The organism is Mesorhizobium captivum (genome assembly GCF_033977165.1).
GTDB lineage: Bacteria > Pseudomonadota > Alphaproteobacteria > Rhizobiales > Rhizobiaceae > Mesorhizobium > Mesorhizobium captivum.
Genome location: NZ_JAVIJB010000002.1, coordinates 67,540 through 87,574 on the forward strand (window position 1 = coordinate 67,540; position 20,035 = coordinate 87,574).

At 64.1% G+C, this 20,035-nt stretch carries 20 protein-coding genes; 15 read left to right on the forward strand and 5 right to left on the reverse strand.

Annotated features, from left to right (window positions below):
- Positions 1-12: 12 nt before the first annotated feature.
- The 8 genes from dusB (at position 13) to hflX (ending at position 10,143) form a co-directional block, all read left to right on the forward strand.
- A complete protein-coding gene (gene dusB, locus RFM40_RS02375; RefSeq protein WP_320225987.1) occupies positions 13-1,041 on the forward strand; it encodes a tRNA dihydrouridine synthase DusB in 1,029 nt (342 codons plus the stop codon).
- Positions 1,038-2,180: a two-component system sensor histidine kinase NtrB gene (locus tag RFM40_RS02380; RefSeq protein WP_320225986.1), complete on the forward strand. Its 1,143-nt coding sequence runs from the start codon at positions 1,038-1,040 to the stop codon at positions 2,178-2,180. Before dusB ends, RFM40_RS02380 begins: the two co-directional genes overlap by 4 nt.
- On the forward strand, positions 2,177-3,637 hold the full coding sequence (gene ntrC / locus RFM40_RS02385) for a nitrogen regulation protein NR(I) (protein WP_320225985.1): 1,461 nt from the start codon (positions 2,177-2,179) through the stop codon (positions 3,635-3,637). The genes RFM40_RS02380 and ntrC overlap by 4 nt, the downstream gene beginning before the upstream one ends.
- A 138-nt stretch (positions 3,638-3,775) precedes the next feature.
- Entirely contained in the window at positions 3,776-6,067 is a 2,292-nt protein-coding gene (locus tag RFM40_RS02390; protein WP_320220547.1) for a sensor histidine kinase NtrY-like, read from the forward strand.
- On the forward strand, positions 6,057-7,418 hold the full coding sequence (gene ntrX / locus RFM40_RS02395; protein WP_320225984.1) for a nitrogen assimilation response regulator NtrX: 1,362 nt from the start codon (positions 6,057-6,059) through the stop codon (positions 7,416-7,418). Before RFM40_RS02390 ends, ntrX begins: the two co-directional genes overlap by 11 nt.
- 83 nt (positions 7,419-7,501) lie before the next feature.
- Positions 7,502-8,365, forward strand: coding sequence for a D-amino-acid transaminase (locus RFM40_RS02400; protein ID WP_320225983.1), 864 nt, complete (start codon positions 7,502-7,504; stop codon positions 8,363-8,365).
- A gap of 143 nt (positions 8,366-8,508) precedes the next feature.
- On the forward strand, positions 8,509-8,754 hold the full coding sequence (gene hfq, locus RFM40_RS02405; protein WP_006202172.1) for an RNA chaperone Hfq: 246 nt from the start codon (positions 8,509-8,511) through the stop codon (positions 8,752-8,754).
- Positions 8,755-10,143 (forward strand): GTPase HflX, encoded by a 1,389-nt coding sequence (hflX, locus tag RFM40_RS02410; protein WP_320225982.1) that lies wholly within the window; start codon positions 8,755-8,757, stop codon positions 10,141-10,143.
- 8 nt (positions 10,144-10,151) lie between these two features.
- Here the strand turns inward: hflX and mazG are convergent, their stop codons facing one another.
- Both mazG and RFM40_RS02420 read right to left on the reverse strand, forming a co-directional pair.
- A complete protein-coding gene (gene mazG, locus RFM40_RS02415) occupies positions 10,152-10,976 on the reverse strand; it encodes a nucleoside triphosphate pyrophosphohydrolase (RefSeq protein WP_320225981.1) in 825 nt (274 codons plus the stop codon).
- A 78-nt stretch (positions 10,977-11,054) separates the two neighbouring features.
- Complete coding sequence (locus RFM40_RS02420) at positions 11,055-12,239, reverse strand: amino acid aminotransferase (protein WP_320225980.1); 1,185 nt, start codon at positions 12,237-12,239, stop codon at positions 11,055-11,057.
- A gap of 161 nt (positions 12,240-12,400) precedes the next feature.
- Between RFM40_RS02420 and RFM40_RS02425 the strand changes: the two genes are divergently transcribed.
- From RFM40_RS02425 to RFM40_RS02445, 5 genes are all read left to right on the forward strand, one after another.
- Positions 12,401-12,934 carry a sigma-70 family RNA polymerase sigma factor gene (locus RFM40_RS02425; RefSeq protein ID WP_430691632.1) on the forward strand — a complete coding sequence of 178 codons (534 nt, stop codon included), beginning with the start codon at positions 12,401-12,403 and terminating at the stop codon, positions 12,932-12,934.
- On the forward strand, positions 12,931-13,704 hold the full coding sequence (locus RFM40_RS02430; RefSeq protein WP_320225978.1) for an anti-sigma factor family protein: 774 nt from the start codon (positions 12,931-12,933) through the stop codon (positions 13,702-13,704). Before RFM40_RS02425 ends, RFM40_RS02430 begins: the two co-directional genes overlap by 4 nt.
- Before the next feature lie 36 nt (positions 13,705-13,740).
- Entirely contained in the window at positions 13,741-14,457 is a 717-nt protein-coding gene (locus tag RFM40_RS02435) for a Bax inhibitor-1/YccA family protein (RefSeq protein ID WP_320225977.1), read from the forward strand.
- A 177-nt stretch (positions 14,458-14,634) separates the two neighbouring features.
- On the forward strand, positions 14,635-15,516 hold the full coding sequence (locus tag RFM40_RS02440) for an aldose 1-epimerase family protein (protein WP_320226045.1): 882 nt from the start codon (positions 14,635-14,637) through the stop codon (positions 15,514-15,516).
- Positions 15,517-15,519: 3 nt separating this feature from the next.
- Positions 15,520-15,930, forward strand: a complete 411-nt coding sequence (locus RFM40_RS02445) for a hypothetical protein (protein ID WP_320225976.1) — start codon at positions 15,520-15,522, stop codon at positions 15,928-15,930.
- Here RFM40_RS02445 and RFM40_RS02450 read toward each other — a convergent pair.
- Positions 15,927-16,370, reverse strand: a complete 444-nt coding sequence (locus RFM40_RS02450) for a class I SAM-dependent methyltransferase (RefSeq protein ID WP_320225975.1) — start codon at positions 16,368-16,370, stop codon at positions 15,927-15,929. The two genes, RFM40_RS02445 and RFM40_RS02450, sit on opposite strands and share 4 nt — an antisense overlap.
- Positions 16,371-16,493: 123 nt before the next feature.
- Between RFM40_RS02450 and RFM40_RS02455 the strand changes: the two genes are divergently transcribed.
- Positions 16,494-16,886: a GFA family protein gene (locus tag RFM40_RS02455; protein ID WP_320225974.1), complete on the forward strand. Its 393-nt coding sequence runs from the start codon at positions 16,494-16,496 to the stop codon at positions 16,884-16,886.
- Positions 16,887-16,909: 23 nt separating this feature from the next.
- Here the strand turns inward: RFM40_RS02455 and RFM40_RS02460 are convergent, their stop codons facing one another.
- Positions 16,910-18,427: a winged helix-turn-helix domain-containing tetratricopeptide repeat protein gene (locus RFM40_RS02460; protein ID WP_320225973.1), complete on the reverse strand. Its 1,518-nt coding sequence runs from the start codon at positions 18,425-18,427 to the stop codon at positions 16,910-16,912.
- Positions 18,428-18,694: 267 nt separating this feature from the next.
- Here RFM40_RS02460 and RFM40_RS02465 point away from each other — a divergent pair, with 267 nt between their 5' ends.
- Complete coding sequence (locus RFM40_RS02465) at positions 18,695-18,943, forward strand: DUF1127 domain-containing protein (protein WP_320225972.1); 249 nt, start codon at positions 18,695-18,697, stop codon at positions 18,941-18,943.
- A gap of 116 nt (positions 18,944-19,059) precedes the next feature.
- On the opposite strand, the gene RFM40_RS02470 is transcribed toward RFM40_RS02465, so the two are convergent.
- The gene (locus RFM40_RS02470; protein WP_320225971.1) at positions 19,060-19,971 is read right to left on the reverse strand and encodes an agmatinase; all 912 of its coding nucleotides are present in this window, start codon (positions 19,969-19,971) and stop codon (positions 19,060-19,062) included.
- Positions 19,972-20,035: the final 64 nt, after the last annotated feature.

Below are 20,035 nucleotides of genomic sequence, written 5' to 3' on the forward strand. Positions count from 1 at the left end.
TGGTTTTTGTGCATGCCTGAATTGACCAGATTGCCTTCGCCGCTCGATATCGGCGGCGTGAGGATCCGCAACCGCGTGTTCCTCGCGCCGATGTCTGGCATCACCGACGAGCCGTTCCGCCAGCGCGCCCATGCGCATGGCGCAGGGCTGGTCGTGTCGGAAATGGTGGCAAGCGGCGAACTGGCCAAGGGCAGGGCAGGCTGCGATCTGCGCATCCGCCATTCCGGGTTGCCCATCCATATGGTGCAGCTCGCTGGCCGCGAGGCGGCGCACATGGCCGAAGGCGCTCGAATCGCGGCGGGCGAGGGCGCCGACATCATCGACATCAACATGGGCTGCCCGGCGAAGAAGGTGACGGGCGGCTATGCCGGCTCGGCGCTGATGCGCGATCTCGATCATGCGTTGTCGCTGATCGAGGCGGTGGTCGGCGCGGTCGCGGTGCCGGTGACCCTCAAGATGCGGCTCGGCTGGGACGAAAGCGCGCTCAACGCGCCGATTTTGGCGCGCCGTGCGGAAGAGGCTGGCGTCAAGATGGTGACCGTCCATGGCCGCACACGCTGCCAGTTCTACCAGGGCAAGGCCGACTGGCGCGCGATCGCGCGCGTCAGGCAAGCGGTCTCGATCCCGGTGGTGGCCAATGGCGATGTCAGCTCCCGGGAAGAGGCAGCCGCAATTCTGAAGCAGTCGGGCGCCGACGCGGTGATGATCGGCCGCGCCCATTACGGGGCGCCGTGGATCGCGGGCAGCGTCGCGGCGGCCGCCGCTGGCATATCTGCGCCAGGCATTCCCGAAACGCCACAAGCGCTCGCCGACTACGTCGTTGCCCATTACGAAGACATGCTCTCGCTCTACGGCATCGAAAGCGGGCTGCGCCAGGCGCGCAAGCATCTCGGCTGGTATCTGGACCGGCACGCGGCCGGTGTTTCGGCGGAGCAGCGGAAGCGCGTCCTCACCTCTTTCGAACCAGCTGAAGTCATCCGTGGATTGCGCGACGCCCTTGCCGACATTGGCATGTCGAATGAACTTCGGAGCGCGGCATGAAGGCCAGTGTCCCACAAGATGCCGACATGGCGGACGCAGCCAACATCGTGCTGAACACGATCCGCCGGCCGGTGATCATGGTCGATCCCGACGGCTTCATCACCTTCGCCAACGCTGACGCCGAAGATTTCTTCCGCTCCAGCGCCACCATGCTTGCCCGCAACACGCTCTCCAAGCTGGTGCCTTTCGGCAGCCCGCTGCTGACGCTGGTGGATCAGGTGCGTGAGCGCCGCGCGCCGGTCAACGAATATCGAGTCGACGTCTCCTCGCCACGCCTCGGCATCGAGAAGATGGTCGACCTCTATGTCGCGCCGGTGCCGGAGTTCCCGGGCTCGGTCGTGGTGATGTTCCAGGAACGGTCCATGGCCGACAAGATCGACCGCCAGATGACGCATCGCGGCGCTGCCCGCTCCGTCACCGGACTGGCTGCTATGCTCGCGCATGAGATCAAGAACCCGCTTTCCGGCATTCGCGGCGCCGCGCAACTGCTCGAGCTCTCGGCCTCCGATGAGGACCGCGCGCTCACCCGACTGATCACCGACGAGACCGACCGCATCGTCTCGCTCGTCGACCGCATGGAGGTGTTTTCCGACGAGCGGCCGATCGAACGCTATCCCGTCAACATCCATGTCGTGCTGGATCACGTGAAGGCGATCGCCAAGAACGGTTTTGCCAAGCGGATCAAGATTTTGGAGGAATATGATCCATCGCTTCCTCCGGTCTACGCCAACCGCGATCAGCTGATCCAGGTGTTCCTCAACCTGGTGAAAAACGCAGCCGAGTCGATCGGCGCCGACCCGCAGGGCGAGATCATGCTGTCGACGGCCTTCCGGCCGGGCATCCGCGTTTCCGTGCCGGGAACGCAGGACCGTGTTTCGCTGCCGCTGGAATTCTGCGTGCACGACAACGGCCCCGGCGTTTCCGAGGACATCCTGCCGATCCTCTTTGACCCGTTCATCACCACCAAGCCAAACGGCTCGGGCCTCGGGCTGGCGCTGGTCGCAAAGATCGTGGGTGAGCACGGCGGCATCATCGAATGCGATTCGACGCCGCGAGGAACCACTTTCCGCGTCCTGATGCCGGCCTGGAAGGAGGCTCCGCCCGGCGCCGGCGACGAAGCAGAAGGAGACCGCAAATGACCGTTCGCGGCAATATTCTGGTCGCAGACGACGATGCGGCAATTCGCACCGTGCTCAACCAGGCGCTGTCGCGCGTCGGCCATGAGGTGCGCGTGACCTCGAATGCCTCGACGCTGTGGCGCTGGGTGGCGGCGGGCGAGGGCGATCTCGTCATCACCGACGTGGTGATGCCGGACGAGAACGCTTTCGACATGCTGCCGCGCATCAAGAAGGCACGGCCGGAACTGCCGGTCATCGTCATGAGCGCGCAGAACACGTTCATGACCGCCATCCGCGCTTCCGAGACCGGCGCCTACGAATATTTGCCCAAGCCGTTCGACCTCACCGAACTGCTCAGCATCGTCAACCGGGCGCTGGCCGAGCCGAAGCGGCCGAAGCTCGATTCGCGCACCGATGAGCAGCCGGAGACGATGCCGCTGGTCGGTCGCTCGGCCGCCATGCAGGACATCTACCGCATGCTGGCCCGCATGATGCAGACCGACCTGACGGTGATGATCAGCGGCGAATCAGGGACCGGCAAGGAGCTGGTGGCGCGCGCGTTGCACGAATATGGCCGTCGCCGCGGCGGGCCGTTCGTCGCCATCAACATGGCGGCGATCCCGCGCGACCTGATCGAATCGGAATTGTTCGGCCATGAGAAGGGCGCCTTCACCGGCGCCCAGAACCGCTCAACCGGCCGCTTCGAGCAGGCCGAAGGCGGCACGCTCTTCCTCGACGAGATCGGCGACATGCCGATGGAGGCGCAGACGCGCCTGTTGCGCGTGCTGCAGCAAGGCGAATACACCACCGTCGGCGGCCGAACGCCGATCAAGACCGACGTGCGCATCGTCGCGGCGACTAACAAAGACCTGAGGACGCTGATCAACCAGGGCCTGTTCCGCGAGGACTTGTTCTACCGCCTCAACGTCGTGCCGCTCAGACTCCCGGCGCTGCGCGAGCGCTCGGAAGACATTCCGGACCTGGTGCGCCACTTCTTCAAGCAGGGCGCCAGCGAAGGCTTGCAGACCAAGCGCATTTCCGGGGGCGGCATCGAGCTGATGAAGCGCTACCCTTGGCCCGGCAATGTGCGCGAGCTTGAAAATCTGGTGCGCAGGCTGGCCGCGCTTTATTCGCAGGACGAGATTTCAGCCGAGATCATCGAGACGGAGCTCAAGACCGGCGAAAGGCCTGTGGTGCCGGGCGTCGGACCGCTCATCCCCGACGATCTGTCGATCAGCCAGGCGGTCGAGCATTTCCTGCAGCGCTATTTTGCTTCCTTCGCCGGCGAACTGCCGCCGTCGGGGCTTTACCAGCGCATCCTTGCCGAGGTCGAGTATCCGCTGGTGCTGGCCTCGATGACGGCGACGCGCGGCAACCAGATCAAGGCGGCCGAGCTTCTGGGCCTCAACCGAAACACGCTGCGCAAGAAGATCCGCGAGCTCGGCGTCAACGTCTACAAGGCCGCCAGGCAGCCCTAATTCAGCGCAACGCGCTTTGTCGGGGCTTCACCTTTTGGGGATGAGCCGGGGAAAGATTTCCGTCCCGGCCACACTTGTTGCATAATCGCCACAATGCGTTGCATACATCCGACGCTATGACCGACTCTAGACGGCGATATGGCTGCTGAGGCTCCAACACTGAACCAACCGCTTTTCAGCCGGGCCGGCGTTCGCGACGGTCGCCGGTTGCTGGCGCTGCCCGGCGTGGTCGCGATCGTGGGCGCCATGATCACGGCTGCGATCTCGTTTGCGATCCTGGTCGGCGCGACGCCGATCGCTCCGAACGCCAATACGACCTGGGCGCTGATCGCGCTCAACGCCGTCTTCGTCCTGTTCCTGATCGCGCTGGTCGCCCGCGAGGTGCGTCGCATCGTCATGGCCCGCCGGCACGGCAGGGCTGCCTCGCGGCTGCATGTGCGCATCGTCGCGATGTTCGCGCTGGTCGCCGCCATCCCGGCGATCATGGTGGCGATCATCGCCTCGATCACGCTCGATATCGGCCTCGACCGCTGGTTCGAGATCCGCACCAAGACCATCGTCAATTCGTCGCTGTCGATCGCGGATGCCTATGTCCAGGAAAACGCGCGCAACCTGCAGGGCACAACCCTGTCGATGGCCTATGATCTCGACGCCTCGCGCACGCTCTACGGGCTCGACCGCACCGGTTTCCTTGACCTCATGAACAAGGAAGCCGTCGGCCGCGGGTTGGCGCATGCGGCGCTGATCAAGCCTGACGGCTCTTTCGTCATGAGCGCCAAGACCGACACCGACTTCGCCATGCCCGAGCCGCCGCCGGGCGCTGTCGAAACGGCCGCCGACGGCAAGCCGGTGCTGATCGAGCCGCGCACCCGCAACATCATGGGCGCCATCGTCAAGCTGCGCGAGATCGAGGGCCTTTACCTCTATACGATCCGGCTGGTCGACCCCGAGGTGATCAGAGCGCGGCAGATCGTCAAATCCAACACCGACGAATACCGCAATCTCGAGGACAATCGCCGCACCTCCCAGGTGGCGTTCGCGCTGCCGTACCTGTCGCTGACGCTGATCATCATCCTGTCGGCGATCTGGACCGGCATTGCGGTCGCCGACCGGTTGGTGCGGCCGATCCGCCAGCTGATCGGCGCGGCCGACGAGGTGGCGACCGGCAATCTCGATGTCGCCGTTCCCGTGCGTCAGTCCGACGGCGATGTCGCCTCGCTTGGCGAAACCTTCAACAACATGATCCTCGAGCTCAAGTCGCAGCGCAACGAGCTTCTCTCGGCCAAGGATCTGATCGACGAGCGACGGCGCTTCTCGGAAGCAGTGCTGGCTGGCGTCACCGCCGGCGTCATCGGCGTCGATCCCTATGGCATCATTACCATCGTCAATCGCTCGGCCGAAACGATGCTCGCGATCTCGGCAAGTGCTGCGCTCGGACAGAATCTCTCGGCCATCCTGCCGCATGTCGGCCGCGTCTTCGAGATCGGCCGCCAGTCCGGCAAGCCGGTCTATCGCGAGCAGGTCACCTTTTTCCGCGCCGGCATGGAACGGACCTTCAATGTCCAGATCACCGTCGAGGCAGAAGACGAAGCCGCGGATGAAAAATCCTATGTCGTTACCGTCGACGACATCACCGATCTCGTCCAGGCGCAGCGCTCTTCGGCCTGGGCGGACGTGGCGCGGCGCATCGCCCATGAGATCAAGAATCCGCTGACGCCGATCCAGCTTTCGGCCGAGCGCATCAGGCGCCGCTACGGCAAGGTCATCACCGAAGACCGCGAGGTCTTCGATCAGTGCACCGACACCATCATCCGCCAGGTCGAGGATATCGGCCGCATGGTCGACGAATTCTCGGCCTTCGCCCGCATGCCGAAGCCCGAGATGAAAGTCATTGATCTGCGCGAGTCGCTGCGCGAGGCATCGTTCCTCGTGGAAGTCAGCCGCTCCGACATTGCCTTCCAGCGCGATTTCGGCAACGAGCAGCTCAAGGGCACGTTCGACAGCCGCCTGATGGCGCAGGCCTTCGGCAACGTTATCAAGAACGCCGCCGAGGCCATTGACGGACTTGATGCGAAAGATCGTTCCGACGGCACAATCCGGATTCAAGCCGGGCGCCAAGATGGCGCCATAAGAATCGACGTTATCGACAACGGCAAAGGGCTGCCGCGCGAGAATCGGCAGAGGCTGCTCGAGCCCTACATGACGACGCGCGAAAAAGGCACTGGCCTCGGCCTCGCTATCGTCAAGAAGATCGTGGAGGACCATGGCGGCCGGCTCGAATTGCACGACGCGCCGCCAGATTTCCACGGTGGCCGGGGCGCGATGATCTCGATCATCCTGCCGCCGGCGGCGGTCGTTGCCGCGCCGCCACGCGGCGAAGGCCGCAACGAACACGAACGAGAAACTGAAAAGGTCGGTAATGGCGTCTGACATTCTCATCGTCGATGACGAGGAAGACATCCGCGAACTCGTCGCCGGTATCCTGAGCGACGAAGGTCATGAAACCCGCACGGCACACGATGCCGACAGCGCGCTGGCGGCGATCGCCGATCGCGCGCCGCGGCTGATTTTCCTCGATATCTGGCTGCAGGGCTCGCGCCTCGATGGCCTGGCGCTGCTCGACGAGATCAAGACGATGCATCCGAACATGTCGGTGGTGATGATCTCCGGCCATGGCAACATCGAAACGGCGGTTTCAGCCATCCGGCGCGGCGCCTATGATTTCATCGAGAAGCCGTTCAAGGCCGATCGCCTCATCCTGATCGCCGAACGCGCGCTGGAGACGTCCAAACTGCGGCGCGAGGTCTCCGACCTCAAGCTGCGCAGCGGCGAGACCTTCGACCTGATCGGCATGTCGTCGGCGATGAGCCAGCTGCGGCAGACCATCGAGCGCGTCGCGCCGACCAACAGCCGCGTCATGATCATCGGCCCGTCCGGCTCCGGCAAGGAGCTGACGGCGCGCGCCATCCACACACTATCGGCGCGCAAGGGGGGACCGTTCGTGACGCTGAGCGCCGCGACCATCACGCCCGAGCGCATGGAGATCGAGCTGTTCGGCACCGAATCGAACGGCACCGAGCGCAAGGTCGGCGCGCTGGAAGAGGCGCATCGCGGCATTCTCTACATCGATGAAGTCGCCGACATGCCGCGCGAGACGCAGAACAAGATCCTGCGCGTCCTGGTCGAGCAGCAGTTCGAGCGGGTAGGTGGCACCAAGCGGGTCAAGGTCGACGTCCGCATCATCTCCTCGACGGCGCAGAACCTGGAGGCGATGATCGCCGACGGCCGCTTCCGCGAGGACCTTTATCATCGCCTGGCGGTGGTTCCGGTGATGGTGCCGGGCCTTGCCGAGCGGCGCGAGGATATCCCGTATCTTGTCGACAATTTCATGAAGCAGATCGCGCGTCAGGCCGGCATCAAGCCGCGCCGCATCGGCGATGACGCTTTAGCCGTGCTGCAGGCGCATAACTGGCCCGGCAATGTCCGCCAGCTCCGCAACAATGTCGAGCGGTTGATGATCCTGGCGCGCGGCGGCGACGCAGATGCGCCGATCACCGCCGACCTTCTGCCCTCCGAGATCGGCGACGTCATGCCGCGCACGCCCAACCAGTCGGACCAGCACATCATGGCGCTGCCGCTGCGCGAGGCGCGCGAACAGTTCGAGAAGGACTATTTGATCGCCCAGATCAACCGCTTCGGCGGCAACATCTCGAAGACGGCTGAGTTCATCGGCATGGAGCGGTCGGCCTTGCACCGCAAGCTGAAGTCGCTGGGGGTCTAGGGCCGGCGTGGCCCACGCGATTGTTCGTTAACGGCAGCGGCGGAATCGCCTAAGAAAGCCGGACATTTCCCTTGAGGTAACCCATGCCGCGCATTGCTTATGTCAACGGGCGCTACGTCGCCCATGCCGAAGCCCGCGTCCATATCGAGGATCGCGGCTACCAGTTCGCCGACGGCGTCTATGAGGTCTGCGAGGTGGCGCGCGGCTTTATCGTCGACATGCCGCGCCATCTTGCCCGGCTCAAGCGCTCGCTGAAGGAGTTGTCGATCGCCTGGCCGGTCTCGGAAGGCGTCCTGCCGATGCTGCTGCGCGAGGTGGTTCGCCGCAACCATGTCGTCAACGGCCTCGTCTATGTCCAGGTGACGCGCGGCGTCGCCAGCCGCGAATTCGTCTTCCCGGCAACCGGCACCAGGTCAGCCCTGGTGATAACCGCCCGGAAAGCCGATCCTGCTGCCGCTGCCAAGCGGGTCGAGACCGGCATCAAGGTCATCACCGTGCCTGAGAATCGCTGGGACCGCGTCGACATCAAGAGCACCGGCCTTTTGCCCAATGTGCTGGCCAAGCAGAAGGCCAAGGATGCCGGCGCCCAGGAGGCCTGGTTCGTCGACATTGATGGTACAGTCAAGGAAGGTGGTTCGTCCAACGCCTGGATCATCACCAGGGACGGCGTTCTGGTGACGCGGCCAGCCGAGCACGGCATTCTGCGCGGCATCACCCGCACGACGCTGTTCGATGTCGCCGCCAAGCTCGGTCTGAAGATCGAGGAACGCGGGTTTTCGGTCGCCGAAGCCAAGGCCGCGCGCGAGGCTTTCATCAGCTCCGCGACGACGATCGCCATGCCGGTGGTGGAGATCGACGGCGCGCCGATCGCAAACGGCCACCCCGGCTCCATGACACTTTCGTTGCGGCAGGCATTTTTTGACATTGCGGAAAAAAGTCCAGCCTGATAACCGCAAAGGTGGAATGAACCTCAACTATCTCGTTCTGCTTGTCGTTTAAACGGCAAGAGGGGGTTTGCGCGCTTGACAGGTGCCGCGTAATTTGGCGCATTGGCCCGCAGACCGAAGGGGATCGGCGAAAGACAAAAACAATGGCGGAACGATCGCAAAACCTTCAGGACCTGTTCCTGAATTCAGTTCGCAAGAGCAAAAATCCACTTACCATCTTCCTCATCAACGGCGTGAAGCTGACCGGCGTCGTCACTTCGTTCGACAATTTCTGTGTGTTGTTGCGGCGCGACGGGCATTCCCAGCTCGTCTACAAGCACGCCATTTCCACGATCATGCCGAGCCAGCCGGTTCAGATGTTCGATGGCGAGGAAAGCCAGGGCGCCTGATTGGTACGTGAGAAGGACGCGGACCGCAGCGTTCGCGGAAAACAAGGACACCAGCTCGGGCCGGAAGCCAAGGACCCGACCCGGGCGGTTGTCATTGTGCCGGTGCTTACGCGCCAGCCGCGCGGCGACGATGATTCGAGCCGGCCGCGTTTGAGCCGCTCGGCCGATGCCCGTCACGACGAGGCGGTCGGCCTTGCCAGCGCCATCGACCTCAACCCGGTCCACACGGCTGTGGTCACGGTCACCGACCCGCGCCCGGCAACGCTGCTCGGCAGCGGCAAGGTGGCGGAGTTCGCCGACATCGTGAAGGAGCGCAAGGCGGAGCTGGTCATCGTCGACCATCCGCTGACGCCGGTGCAGCAGCGCAATCTGGAAAAAGAACTGAACGCCAAGGTGCTCGACCGCACCGGGCTGATTCTCGAAATCTTCGGCGAGCGCGCCAGGACCAAGGAAGGTACCCTTCAGGTCGAGCTGGCGCATCTCAACTACCAGAAGGGCCGACTGGTGCGCAGCTGGACCCACCTCGAACGGCAACGCGGCGGCGCCGGTTTTCTCGGCGGTCCCGGCGAAACGCAGATCGAATCGGACCGGCGCATCCTTCAAGACAAGATCACCAAGCTGAAGCACGAGCTGGAAACGGTTCGCCGCACGCGCGACCTTCATCGCGCCAAGCGCAAGAAGGTGCCATTCCCGGTTGTAGCAACCGTCGGCTACACCAACGCCGGAAAGTCGACACTGTTCAACCGTATGACCGGGGCAGGGGTGCTGGCCGAGGACATGCTGTTCGCCACGCTCGACCCGACGTTGCGCCGCGTGCGGCTGCCGCATGGCACGCCGATCATCCTGTCTGACACGGTCGGTTTCATCTCGGACCTGCCGACGCATCTCGTTGCGGCCTTCCGGGCGACGCTGGAAGAGGTCGTCGAGGCCGATCTCGTGCTGCATCTGCGCGACATTTCCGATCCGGACACGGCGGCACAGGCGGAAGATGTCGAGCGCATCCTTGGCGATCTCGGCGTCGATGCCGCCGACACCGGCCGCGTGATCGAAGTGTGGAACAAGATCGACCTGCTCGACGAAGGCAATCGCGAGCGCCTGCTTGCCGAGAGCGCCGGCGGCAAGGCGCCGCCGGTCGCGATATCGGCGGCGACCGGCGAGGGGATCGACGCGCTGAAGGCGCTCATCGAAACCAGGGTGTCGGGCGAGTTGGAAACCATGACTGTCACGCTGAGCCCGGCCCAGCTCGGCCAGGTCGACTGGCTTTATCGCAACGGCGACGTCGTCTCGCGGGCCGACAATGAGGATGGCAGCGTCACCATTTCGCTGACGGCGACACACAGTGCAAGGCAGGAAATCGAGAGCCGGCTGCACCGCAAGACAGGCAGTTAACCTGCTGTTTATTTTGCGCTTTTAGCCCGTTGCCAGAGCGCTTCCATCTCGTCAAGCGTAGCCTTTTCCAACGAACTGCCGGAATCCTCCAGCGCCCGCTCGACATAGTGGAATCGCGAGCGGAATTTCTCGTTGGTGCCGCTCAGCGCGGCTTCCGCGTCGAGCTTGAGGTGGCGGCCGAGATTGACGACGGCAAACAGCATGTCGCCGAACTCGTCCTTGATGGGTGCCGCGTCACCCGTGGCCAGCGCCTCGCGCAGCTCGCCGATCTCTTCCTCTATTTTGTCGAGGATGGGTGCTGCCTCGCTCCAGTCGAAACCGACGCGGGCCGCCTTCTCCTGCAGCTTGAGCGCGCGGGTCAGGGCAGGGAGGGCAACCGGAACGCTGTCGAGAAAACCCTTGCCGTGATCTTCCGGATCGAGGCCGCGCGCGATGCGGGCGTTGCGTTTGTCGGCCTTCTCCGCCGCCTTGATCTTCTCCCACATGCCCTTGGCCATGCCGGCGCTGCGCGCCTTCTCGTCGCCGAAGACATGCGGGTGGCGGCGGATCATCTTGGTGGTGATCGCTTCAACGACGTCGCCGAAAGCGAACTCGCCAGCCTCTTGCGCCATTTGCGCGTGGTAGACGACCTGCAGCAACAAGTCGCCCAGTTCCTCTCGCAGATCGTCGAGATCGCCGCGCGCGATGGCGTCGGCGACCTCGTAAGCTTCCTCGATCGTGTAGGGCGCGATGGTGGAAAAATTCTGCTCGATGTCCCACGGGCAGCCGGTCTTCGGCGCCCTGAGCGCCGCCATGATCTCGATCAGCCGGGAAATGTCCTTCGAGGGTTTCATGCAACAAACCCTAACGCGCGTAGCGGCGGGCGACCAATCCCGCCGGCAGGCAAAAGCCTATTGTCCACAGTTGCGCCTTCAGTCGAGTACGGAGACGATCGCCTTGGCGAGCTCGTCCATACCGTCTTCCGGAAGGCCGGCCACGTTGATGCGGCTGTCGCCCACCATGTAGACGGCGTGTTCGGTGCGCAGGCGCTCGACCTGTGCCTCCGTCAGCCCAAGCCTCGAAAACATGCCGCGATGGCTGGCGACGAAATCGAAGCGGTCGGAGTTGGACTGTCGGCGTAACGCCTCGGCGAAGGCGACGCGCAGCCTGAGCATGCGCAGCCGCATCTCTTCGAGCTCCGACTCCCAGTCTTTCTTCAGATCTGCGTCTTCAAGCACCATACGCACCGCGGCCGCGCCGTGGTCCGGTGGCATCGAATAGAGGGCGCGCGCCGCGGCCAGCATCTGGCTCATCGCCACATCCGCCTGCGTGCCGTCCTTGGCCATGATCATCGCGGCACCGACGCGGTCGCGATAGACGGCAAAATTCTTCGAGCAGCTCGAGGCGACAACCATCTCCGGCACCTTTTCGGCGAGCAGCCGCAGTCCGGCGGCATCGGCGTCGAGGCCTTCGCCAAAGCCCTGATAAGCGATGTCGACGAAGGGCAGCAGGCCGCGCTCCAGCAGGACGTCGGCCACCTTGGCCCATTGCGCGGCATCCAGATTGGCGCCGGTCGGGTTGTGGCAGCAGCCATGCAGCAGCACGACATCGCCGCTGTTGGCGGTCTTGAGCCCCGCCAGCATGTCGTTGAAGCGAACGGCGCCGGAAGCGGCGTCGAAATAGGGGTACTCGCGCACCTGCAGGCCGGCTGCGCGCATCACCGGCAGATGGTTCGGCCAGGTCGGGTCGGATAGCCAGACCGTCGCGCCGGGGCGCGAGCGCTGCAAAAGCTCGGCCACCAGCCTCAGCGCACCGGAGCCACCCGGCGCTTGTGCTGCGCGGATACGCGAAAGATCGGCCTTGTCGCCGAAGGCAAGCTTGATCATCGCGGCGTTGAAGCCGGTATCGCCGGCAAGGCCGAGATAGGTCTTGGTGTCCTGGCCGGCGAGCAGCCGCTTCTCCGCCTCGCGCACGGCGCGCATGACCGGCGTCCTGCCGTCGCGGTCCTTGTAGACGCCGACGCCAAGGTCCACCTTGCCGGGGCGCGTATCGGCGCGATAGAGGCCGATCAGCGCAAGGATCTTGTCGGCGGGCGCGGGCTGCAAGGTTTCGAACATCGTTCAGGCTCCAATGGCGGCGGAGTGATACGCAAATCGGCCGCGCTTCGCCAGCGCTTTCCTTCCGGCAGCTGGCACCGGCTGCAAAGAGCGAGAGCTTGCCGCTGCAGAAAACTGCCTGTCGTCGGGATTAAAACCTTGCCCTGTTCCGTAAACAGGGCATGAAACGGTCGATGGCACGCTTCGATATCGTCGGGCAGCTGGGGGCACTGCGGCGCTACGCGCGCTCGCTGACGCGTGACAGCGCCGATGCCGAGGATCTGGTCCATGACGCGCTGGTGCGAGCCTATGAGCGCCGCGCAACCTTTCGCACCGGCGGCAGCCCGCGCGCCTGGCTGCTCGCGATCGTGCACAACATCTTCATCGATCGCATGCGCTCGCGCCGGTCGGAAGCGGCGCGCATCGAGCAGGCCGGCCATCTCGCCGATCAAAACATGCCGGCGTCCCAGGACCATTCAGTGCGCCTTTCGCAAGTGCGCGAGGCCTTCCTGGCGCTGCCGGAAGAGCAGCGTTCCGCCCTGCATCTCGTTGCGATCGAAGGGCTTAGCTACGCCGAGGCCGCCGAGGTCAGCGGCGTGCCGCTTGGAACCCTGATGTCGCGCATCGGCCGCGCTCGCGCGGCGCTGCGCGAGATGGAGCAGGGCGCTCCGGCGCGCGGCAAAAATCACTTGAGGATCGTGGGAGGTGAATCATGACCGCTATCGTCGATCCCGTGACCGATGCGGATATCGATGCCTATGTCGACGATCAGCTCGACGTCGCCCGCCGCATCGTGGTCGAAGCCTTTCTTTCCACGCGCCCGGAAGTGGCTGCGCGCGTGATGTCCGATCTCAGAACGCGCGACGAACTGCGCGTGGCGCTGGCCGGGCCAGGCGGCACGGCGCGCCCGGCAACGGCCGAGGCGGCGCGTCGGCTGGAGAGGGCGCTTGCCAGGGACCGTGTCTTTTCCGTGCTGCAACGCGCTGCGGCCGCTGCCGTGTTGGTGGCGGCGGGCTGGCTTGCGAACGGCATCTTCGGGCCGATCGCCGTCACCAAGGTGGTCGCCTCGACGCAGCCGCCCCCCTATGTCGAGGAAGCGGTGAGCGCGCACCGGACGACGCTGGTGCGCGAAACGATGCCGTCGCAGCCGGAAGCGCCGGGCTACAATGCCGACGAAATCCGCGCCGCGACCGCGATCGTCATGCCGTCATTGCCCGACGACTGGAAGATCCGCGACGTCCAGATTTATCCGTCGCGCTTCGGGCCGAGCGTCGAGATGGCGGTCGAGACGAAGGACCTCGGGCTGGTGTCGCTGTTCGCCATCAGGCCGGGCACCTTCGACGTGGTGAAGCCGACGATCGCGCCCTCTGGCGATATTTCATCCGCCTATTTCCAGATCGGCGAGGTCGCTTACGCCGTCGTTGGACGAAGCGATGCCGGCGATCTCGACCGTGCCGCCGAAAAGCTGGCCCGGACGCTTTACTGACACTCCACCCAACCGATCCAACCAAGGAGAACCCAAATGAAGAGCCCCAATCTGGGATACCGAATGGGCACCGGCGCCCAGGCCGGAGCGGTCTATGACGAGGGCCTGCGCAAGCACATGCTGCGCGTCTACAACTATATGGGCCTCGGACTTGTCGTTACCGGCCTTGTCGCCCTTTTCGTGGCCTCGACGCCGGCGCTCTATGTGCCGATCTTCTCCAGCCCGCTGAAATGGGTGGTGATGCTGGCGCCGCTCGCTTTCGTCATGCTCTTCTCGTTCAAGATGCAGACGATGTCGGCGGCAAGCGCGCAGGCGATGTTCTGGGCCTTCTGCGCCGTCATGGGCCTGTCGCTCGCTTCCGTGTTCCTGGTGTTCACCGGCACCAGCATCGCGCGCACCTTTTTCATCGCCGCCACCATGTTCGGCGCCACCAGCCTCTATGGTTACACGACCAGGCGCGACCTGACGCAGTTCTCGTCCTTCCTGATCATGGGCCTGATCGGCGTGGTGATCGCCAGCCTCGTCAACCTGTTCCTCGGCTCGACCGCGCTGCAGTTCGCCATCTCGGTGATTGGCATCGCCGTCTTCATCGGCCTGACCGCCTGGGACACGCAGACGATCAAGGAGCAGTATGCCGAGAACTTCGATGCGGAATCGCAGCAGAAGCTTGCCGTCTTCGGCGCCTTCTCGCTCTATCTGAACTTCATCAACATCTTCCAGCTGTTGCTGAATTTCACGGGCGAGCGCGAATAGTCCGGACCGTAGCACTGCCGATCTTAACGTGGCTGGAGGGAAACCTCCGGCCATTTTTTCATGCGAGACGACAATTCAGGCAAGGATAACCGTGTGAAGCGCGGCATGGCTGCCGCTCTTGAGTTCGCGCAAAGCCATTTGCTAGCCTGCCGTCCACACAGCCAGCCGCGAGGATGCATGGAACAGGAAAGCTTCACTCTTCACGGCGAGGGCATTTCGGCGACCATCGTCGGGCAGGGCGCCGAACTGGTATCGCTCCGCGATGCCGAGGGGACCGAGCTGTTGTGGCAGGCAGGCTCCGCCTGGCGGCGTCATTCTCCGGTCCTGTTTCCGATCGTCGGTCGGCTCAAGGGCGACCAGTTGCGCCATCGCGGGCAGGGCTATCCGATGACGCAGCACGGTTTCGCCCGCGACAGGCGTTTTGATTGGGAGGAGCAGGGGCCTTCCTCCTGCACCCTGGTCCTGACCGACGATGCAGACAGCCGCGTCCATTACCCGTTCGCTTTCCGGCTGGCGATAAGTTACAGCCTCGAACCCCGTCAGCTTGGCGTGACCTTCGAGATTGACAACACGGGCGATGAAGTGTTGCCGGCCTCGATCGGCGCTCACCCGGCCTTCAACTGGCCGCTGCGGCCGGATCTGCCCAAGGAAGCCTACCGGCTGACCTTTGCCGACAATGAGCCAGCGCCGATCCGCCGCCTGAAAGACGGGCTCATGCTGCCACAGCCGCGACCCACGCCGATCGAAGGCAAGACGCTCGCGCTCTCCGAGCGGTTGTTCGACGACGATGCCGTCATTCTGGACCGGCCGGCCAGCACCAGCGTGCGCTATGCCGCCGAGCACGGGCCAGCGATCGAAATGTCGTGGCAGGGATTCAACGAGCTCGGCATCTGGTCCAAGCCGGGCGGGGCGCCGTTCCTGTGCATCGAGCCATGGCACGGCCTCGCAAGCCCGGTCGATTTTGACGGCGAATTTGCCGACAAGCCGGGCGTGATGCTGATCGAGCCCGGCGCGAAGCGCACGCTGACCTACCGGATCGCCATCGGCCGGGGGCCGTAAGGCATGGCCTTTGCGATCAAGGCCGAGGTCAAGGATCCGCAGGCGGACACGTTTTCATTCGCCGCGCAGAAAACCATGTATGGCGGCAAGCATATCGCCGATGGCGACGCGATCTTCGTGTTCGCCAGCGAGAACGAAGGCGGGCAGGGGCTCGTCGCGCGTGGCGTCGTCACGTCGTCCCAAGCCATTCCCAGGAGACTTGACCTCGATCGGCAGACGCCGCGCGTCAGCGTTTCCATCCGCCGCACTGCACTGGCCACGCGGCGATTGGGCCGCGACGAGCTCAAGCGGTTCAAGGTCTGGAAGGATGGCCGGCCCGAGACCGAGCTCAACTTCAAATTCTATCGCCAGGCGACGAACAAGATCGTCGCCATCTCGGGCGAGACGGCGGCGTTTCTCGATGGGTTTTTCTAAGACGGCAAGCCACGGACCAAATCGATCTCCCTCAAGGGATCGCCGCCGTCGATGAAAAGCCTGCCATGCGGCTTCAAGGCGGCTTTGATGCGCGCCAATGCCGCCCGGCCGGCCTCGGGGTGACGCCCGTCGAGCGCCCCGACCCGCATGGCGTAGGCGATGTCGAAAAGGGCGTCGCCGGGCCTCAATGCGAAGTCCTCGATTGCCACGCATCCGAACCCAAGGCAGCCCGACGCGATCTCATCGGCCGACCCCGCGCGCGCCAATCGGATTGCCTTCTCCGAACGGTCGATCGCCAGAACGAAGCCATGGCCGACACGGCGGGCGACAGCACGGGCGGCAACGCCGGGGCCGCAGCCGATCTCCAGGACGCGAAGTCCGGGCTTCAATGGAAGAGCTTCGACGAAAGCGGATATCCGCTCAGAGATTCCGGCAGCCATGAGATAAGCTATGCAACTCGGCTTGTGAGCCACGCAAGCGAGACGGCGTTGTCGCAGCTTTCATGGACGCCCCGGCGAGTTCGCTGCTAACGTTCCACCGCACGGCTTTAGAGGAGACGCAACATGGACCAATTCACCGGCGGCTGCCTATGTGGCAACGTCCGGCTTGTGGCGTCGGGCCGCCCTTACCGGGTCGGCATCTGTCACTGTCTGGACTGCCGCAAGCACCATGGCGCGCTTTTTTATGCGGCAGCGATATTCCCTCAGGATGCGGTAACGATCGATGGCGAAACACGCGACTTTGCCGGGCGGTTCTTCTGTCCGCGCTGCGGCTCATCCGTTTTCGCGCGCACCGGGGGCGAAATCGAAGTGCACCTCGGCTCCCTGGATGCTCCCGATCAGCTGAAGCCGACCTATGAAAGCTGGATTATCCGTCGCGAGTCATGGCTGCCGCCGTTTCCGGTCGCGAAGCGGTACCAGCGCGATCGGGACGCGGCGAGCCGCTTCGAGGAGTAGGTCGTACTATTCACGCGGGCGCATCACTCCGGAAGACCGGCCTTGCGAAAACCATCGACGAAATGCTCGAGCGTGGCGTCGTCGCGAAACGGCTCGGTCCAGACCCAGTGGCGGGTCGTGAAATGCGGATTGGCCACGAGGAACAATTCGACCTCTGCGCGGGCTTCGTCCAACCGACCGAGTTGCGCAAGGCTCGCCGCCAGGAAGCGGCGTGAGCTGGTTCGATAGGTCTCGTCCCGGCGCAGCGTTTCGACGGCGGCCTCGTAGTCGCGCGCCGCATATTGCGCCGCGCCGAGCGTCAGATAGTACCAGCTCGGTGGAAACGGGTTCAGCCGAAACGCCTTGCGAATGTGCTCGAGGCCTTCCTCGATCCGCCCGGCCAGCACCGCTATGTCGGACAATGTCGCCCAGGCGTCGGCTTCGTTCGGGTCGAGCTCGAATGCCTTGGCGAATTCCGCGTCCGCCTCGTCGAAGCGGCGCTCATAGGCAAGCAAGTTGGCCAGCACCCAGCGGCAGCCGGCATCGTTGGGATCGATCGACACGGCTTTGCGGGCTAGTTCCAGAGCAAGGCTGCGGTTGGGTTCGATGGGTTCGCCCCAATGCACCCATCCCATCCAGTGGTTCATGGCAAGCCAGCGATAGGCCTCGGCGTATCCCGGATCGAGCGAAAGCGCGCGCGTGAGCATCAGATGCGCTTCCCGCGCCGTCTGCGGCGAGTCGTCGATCAGCTTGCGCGCTCGCACGCAGAGATCGTAGGCCTCGAGATTCTTCGGCCGATTGCGCGGCGGCGGTGTGCGCAGCCGGCCGAGCAGCGCCTCCACGATCTTGGCCGTCACCTCGTCCTGAACGGCGAAGATATCTTCCAGGCTGCGATCGAAGCGTTCCGCCCACAAATGCTCGCCGTTCAACGCGTCGACCAGCTGGGCGTTGATGCGCACGCGCCCCGCGGCGCGCCGTGCGCTTCCCTCCAGAAGGTAGCGCACGCCAAGATCCTGCGCGATCTCGCGCACATCCATCGCCTTTCCCTTGTAGGCAAAGACCGAGTTGCGCGCGATGACGAACAGGCCAGCGTTCCTGGACAGATCGGTGATCAGGTCTTCGGTCAGCCCATCCGCGAAGGAGTCCTGCTCGGGATCGTTGCTGAAATTGACGAAGGGCAGCACGGCCACCGACGGCTTGCCGGGCAGCGGCAAAGGTTTTCGCTTCGCCTCGCCGAGCTCTTCGATAACCCCCGTGAAGCGGTAGCCGATGCGCGGAACGGTGGCGATCCATTCACCGCCGTCGGCGGCCGGGCCGAGCAGCTTGCGCAACTGCGCTATCTGGACGGTGAGGTTGCCTTCCTCGACGGCCGTGCCCGGCCATGCTGCGTCCATCAGCTCGGCTTTGCCGAGGATTTCACCCGGACGTCCGACGAGCGCCGCAAGCAGCTTCAGTCCGCGATAACCAGCGGCAACGGGGACATCGTTCCGAAGCAGCGTTCCCGCAGCCGGATCAAGCACGTATGGACCAAAGGCAAAGCGCGATCCCTGCATGCGGGGCATGTATAGAGCAATTCCAGGAAAAGTGTGAAACGGTTTGGCTCGGCGACTTCGCCGTGGCCTCCGTCTAGAATTGCGTCAAATCAAAGAGATAGGGCGGTTTCGTCGTTTCCGTGAAACGTGAACCGCTCAAGCCCTTTTGGAAGTTTTGAGAACTATTTGGGAAGGCTTAATTACTGCGCTGTCCGCATCCTGCAGAATTCAACCTCTTTCAGGTCGAAGGCCTCTAACTCCCAAACCCGTATGGGCCTCAAACCATAGGAGGTTGCCATGAACGATATTCTTGCGTCGGTCCAGCATCGAGCAGCGCGGCCGGGAACCCAAGTCGCGCAAGCATCGCGTCCGCGTCACGGCCTAGCGACCCTGCAAAACATGATCGCGGCATGGCGCGAGCAGACACGCTTTCGCTGGGATATCAAGCGAATGTCGGAGGCCAGTCCTCATCTGATCGCCGATATCGGCCTGACGAAACAGCAGGCCGAGCAAGAGATTGCCAAGTTGCCTTTCTGGCAACGATAGGGGAATGCCGCACGGCATGGCGTCGTCAAGGTTCGCTTGGCAAGGTTCACTTGGGAGGCGAGGGGCCGCAGAACGACCATTGTCCGCCAACTGTGCGCCAAGTCAGGAAAGCGGTTTCAAGCCTGCCGGACGATGGCGCCGATCGCGTTGACGAGCAGCCGTGCCGCGGTCAGCGCCGACAGGCCGTCTATGTCGGCGGGAGGATAGAATTCGACAAGATCGAATCCGGCGATCCTGGCCCGCCTGCCGAGGCCCGCGATCAGTTCGATCGCCTGCATGTAAGTGATGCCGCCGGGTGTGCGCGCCGCCACACCCGGCATGATGCTGGGGTCGAGGCTGTCGCAGTCGAGGGTGACGACGACCCGCGCACCTTCCGGAATATGCCGGAGAGCGGCTTCGACGCCTTGGGCGTGAACCTCGCGCGCGGTCACGAAGCGGCTGCCATAGCGCCGCGCCGCTTCGACTTCGGTGAGGCGTGCGCTGCCGACGCTGCGTAGGCCGACCTGCACCATTCCTGCGACATGCGGCATCTCGCTCGCTCGGCGCATCGGGCTCGAATAGCCGCAGCGCTCGCCATCGACCTCGTCGCGCCAGTCGATATGGGCGTCGATCTGCAGGATCCAGACCGGCCCGTGATCGGCAAAACCGCTAAGGAACGGGATGACCACGGAATCGTCGCCGCCAAGCAGGATCGGCACGGCCGGCAATGCCAGGATCTCGCGCGTCTTCGCCTCGATCCGGGCACGGTTGCCGGCATTGTCATGCATGGTGGTCAGGATGTCGCCGGCGTCGACGCAGCAGACCGGCTTGCCGTCGAACAGCGGACCGCCGAGGTCGAAATCCCAGTGCTCGATCAGCGGCGTATCGTCCTGGCTCGCCGCACGGATGGCGCCGGCGGCCAGGACATAGCCGCCGCTGTCCTTGCCGGGATAGGTGCTTCCGTGACCGGCGCCGAAGATCACCGCACGGGGCCTGACGCCATCGGTGAGGCGATCCGGAAGGCCAAGGAAGGAAGGCGAAGCAGTCATTGCGATTGTCAGGTCCCAGCCGAAGCGACAAGCACCATGGGGCAGAGCAGTCGCTTCGTCCATG

Bases quoted from the DNA above. Each gene is read 5' to 3' on its own strand.
- dusB (WP_320225987.1), top strand. From the start codon at position 13: ATGCCTGAATTGACCAGATTGCCTTCGCCGCTCGATATCGGCGGCGTG.
- RFM40_RS02380 (WP_320225986.1), top strand. From the start codon at position 1,038: ATGAAGGCCAGTGTCCCACAAGATGCCGACATGGCGGACGCAGCCAAC.
- ntrC (WP_320225985.1), top strand. From the start codon at position 2,177: ATGACCGTTCGCGGCAATATTCTGGTCGCAGACGACGATGCGGCAATT.
- RFM40_RS02390 (WP_320220547.1), top strand. From the start codon at position 3,776: ATGGCTGCTGAGGCTCCAACACTGAACCAACCGCTTTTCAGCCGGGCC.
- ntrX (WP_320225984.1), top strand. From the start codon at position 6,057: ATGGCGTCTGACATTCTCATCGTCGATGACGAGGAAGACATCCGCGAA.
- RFM40_RS02400 (WP_320225983.1), top strand. From the start codon at position 7,502: ATGCCGCGCATTGCTTATGTCAACGGGCGCTACGTCGCCCATGCCGAA.
- hfq (WP_006202172.1), top strand. From the start codon at position 8,509: ATGGCGGAACGATCGCAAAACCTTCAGGACCTGTTCCTGAATTCAGTT.
- mazG (WP_320225981.1), bottom strand. From the start codon at position 10,976: ATGAAACCCTCGAAGGACATTTCCCGGCTGATCGAGATCATGGCGGCG.
- RFM40_RS02420 (WP_320225980.1), bottom strand. From the start codon at position 12,239: ATGTTCGAAACCTTGCAGCCCGCGCCCGCCGACAAGATCCTTGCGCTG.
- RFM40_RS02425 (WP_430691632.1), top strand. From the start codon at position 12,401: ATGAAACGGTCGATGGCACGCTTCGATATCGTCGGGCAGCTGGGGGCA.
- RFM40_RS02430 (WP_320225978.1), top strand. From the start codon at position 12,931: ATGACCGCTATCGTCGATCCCGTGACCGATGCGGATATCGATGCCTAT.
- RFM40_RS02435 (WP_320225977.1), top strand. From the start codon at position 13,741: ATGAAGAGCCCCAATCTGGGATACCGAATGGGCACCGGCGCCCAGGCC.
- RFM40_RS02440 (WP_320226045.1), top strand. From the start codon at position 14,635: ATGGAACAGGAAAGCTTCACTCTTCACGGCGAGGGCATTTCGGCGACC.
- RFM40_RS02445 (WP_320225976.1), top strand. From the start codon at position 15,520: ATGGCCTTTGCGATCAAGGCCGAGGTCAAGGATCCGCAGGCGGACACG.
- RFM40_RS02450 (WP_320225975.1), bottom strand. From the start codon at position 16,370: ATGGCTGCCGGAATCTCTGAGCGGATATCCGCTTTCGTCGAAGCTCTT.
- RFM40_RS02455 (WP_320225974.1), top strand. From the start codon at position 16,494: ATGGACCAATTCACCGGCGGCTGCCTATGTGGCAACGTCCGGCTTGTG.
- RFM40_RS02460 (WP_320225973.1), bottom strand. From the start codon at position 18,427: ATGCCCCGCATGCAGGGATCGCGCTTTGCCTTTGGTCCATACGTGCTT.
- RFM40_RS02465 (WP_320225972.1), top strand. From the start codon at position 18,695: ATGAACGATATTCTTGCGTCGGTCCAGCATCGAGCAGCGCGGCCGGGA.
- RFM40_RS02470 (WP_320225971.1), bottom strand. From the start codon at position 19,971: ATGACTGCTTCGCCTTCCTTCCTTGGCCTTCCGGATCGCCTCACCGAT.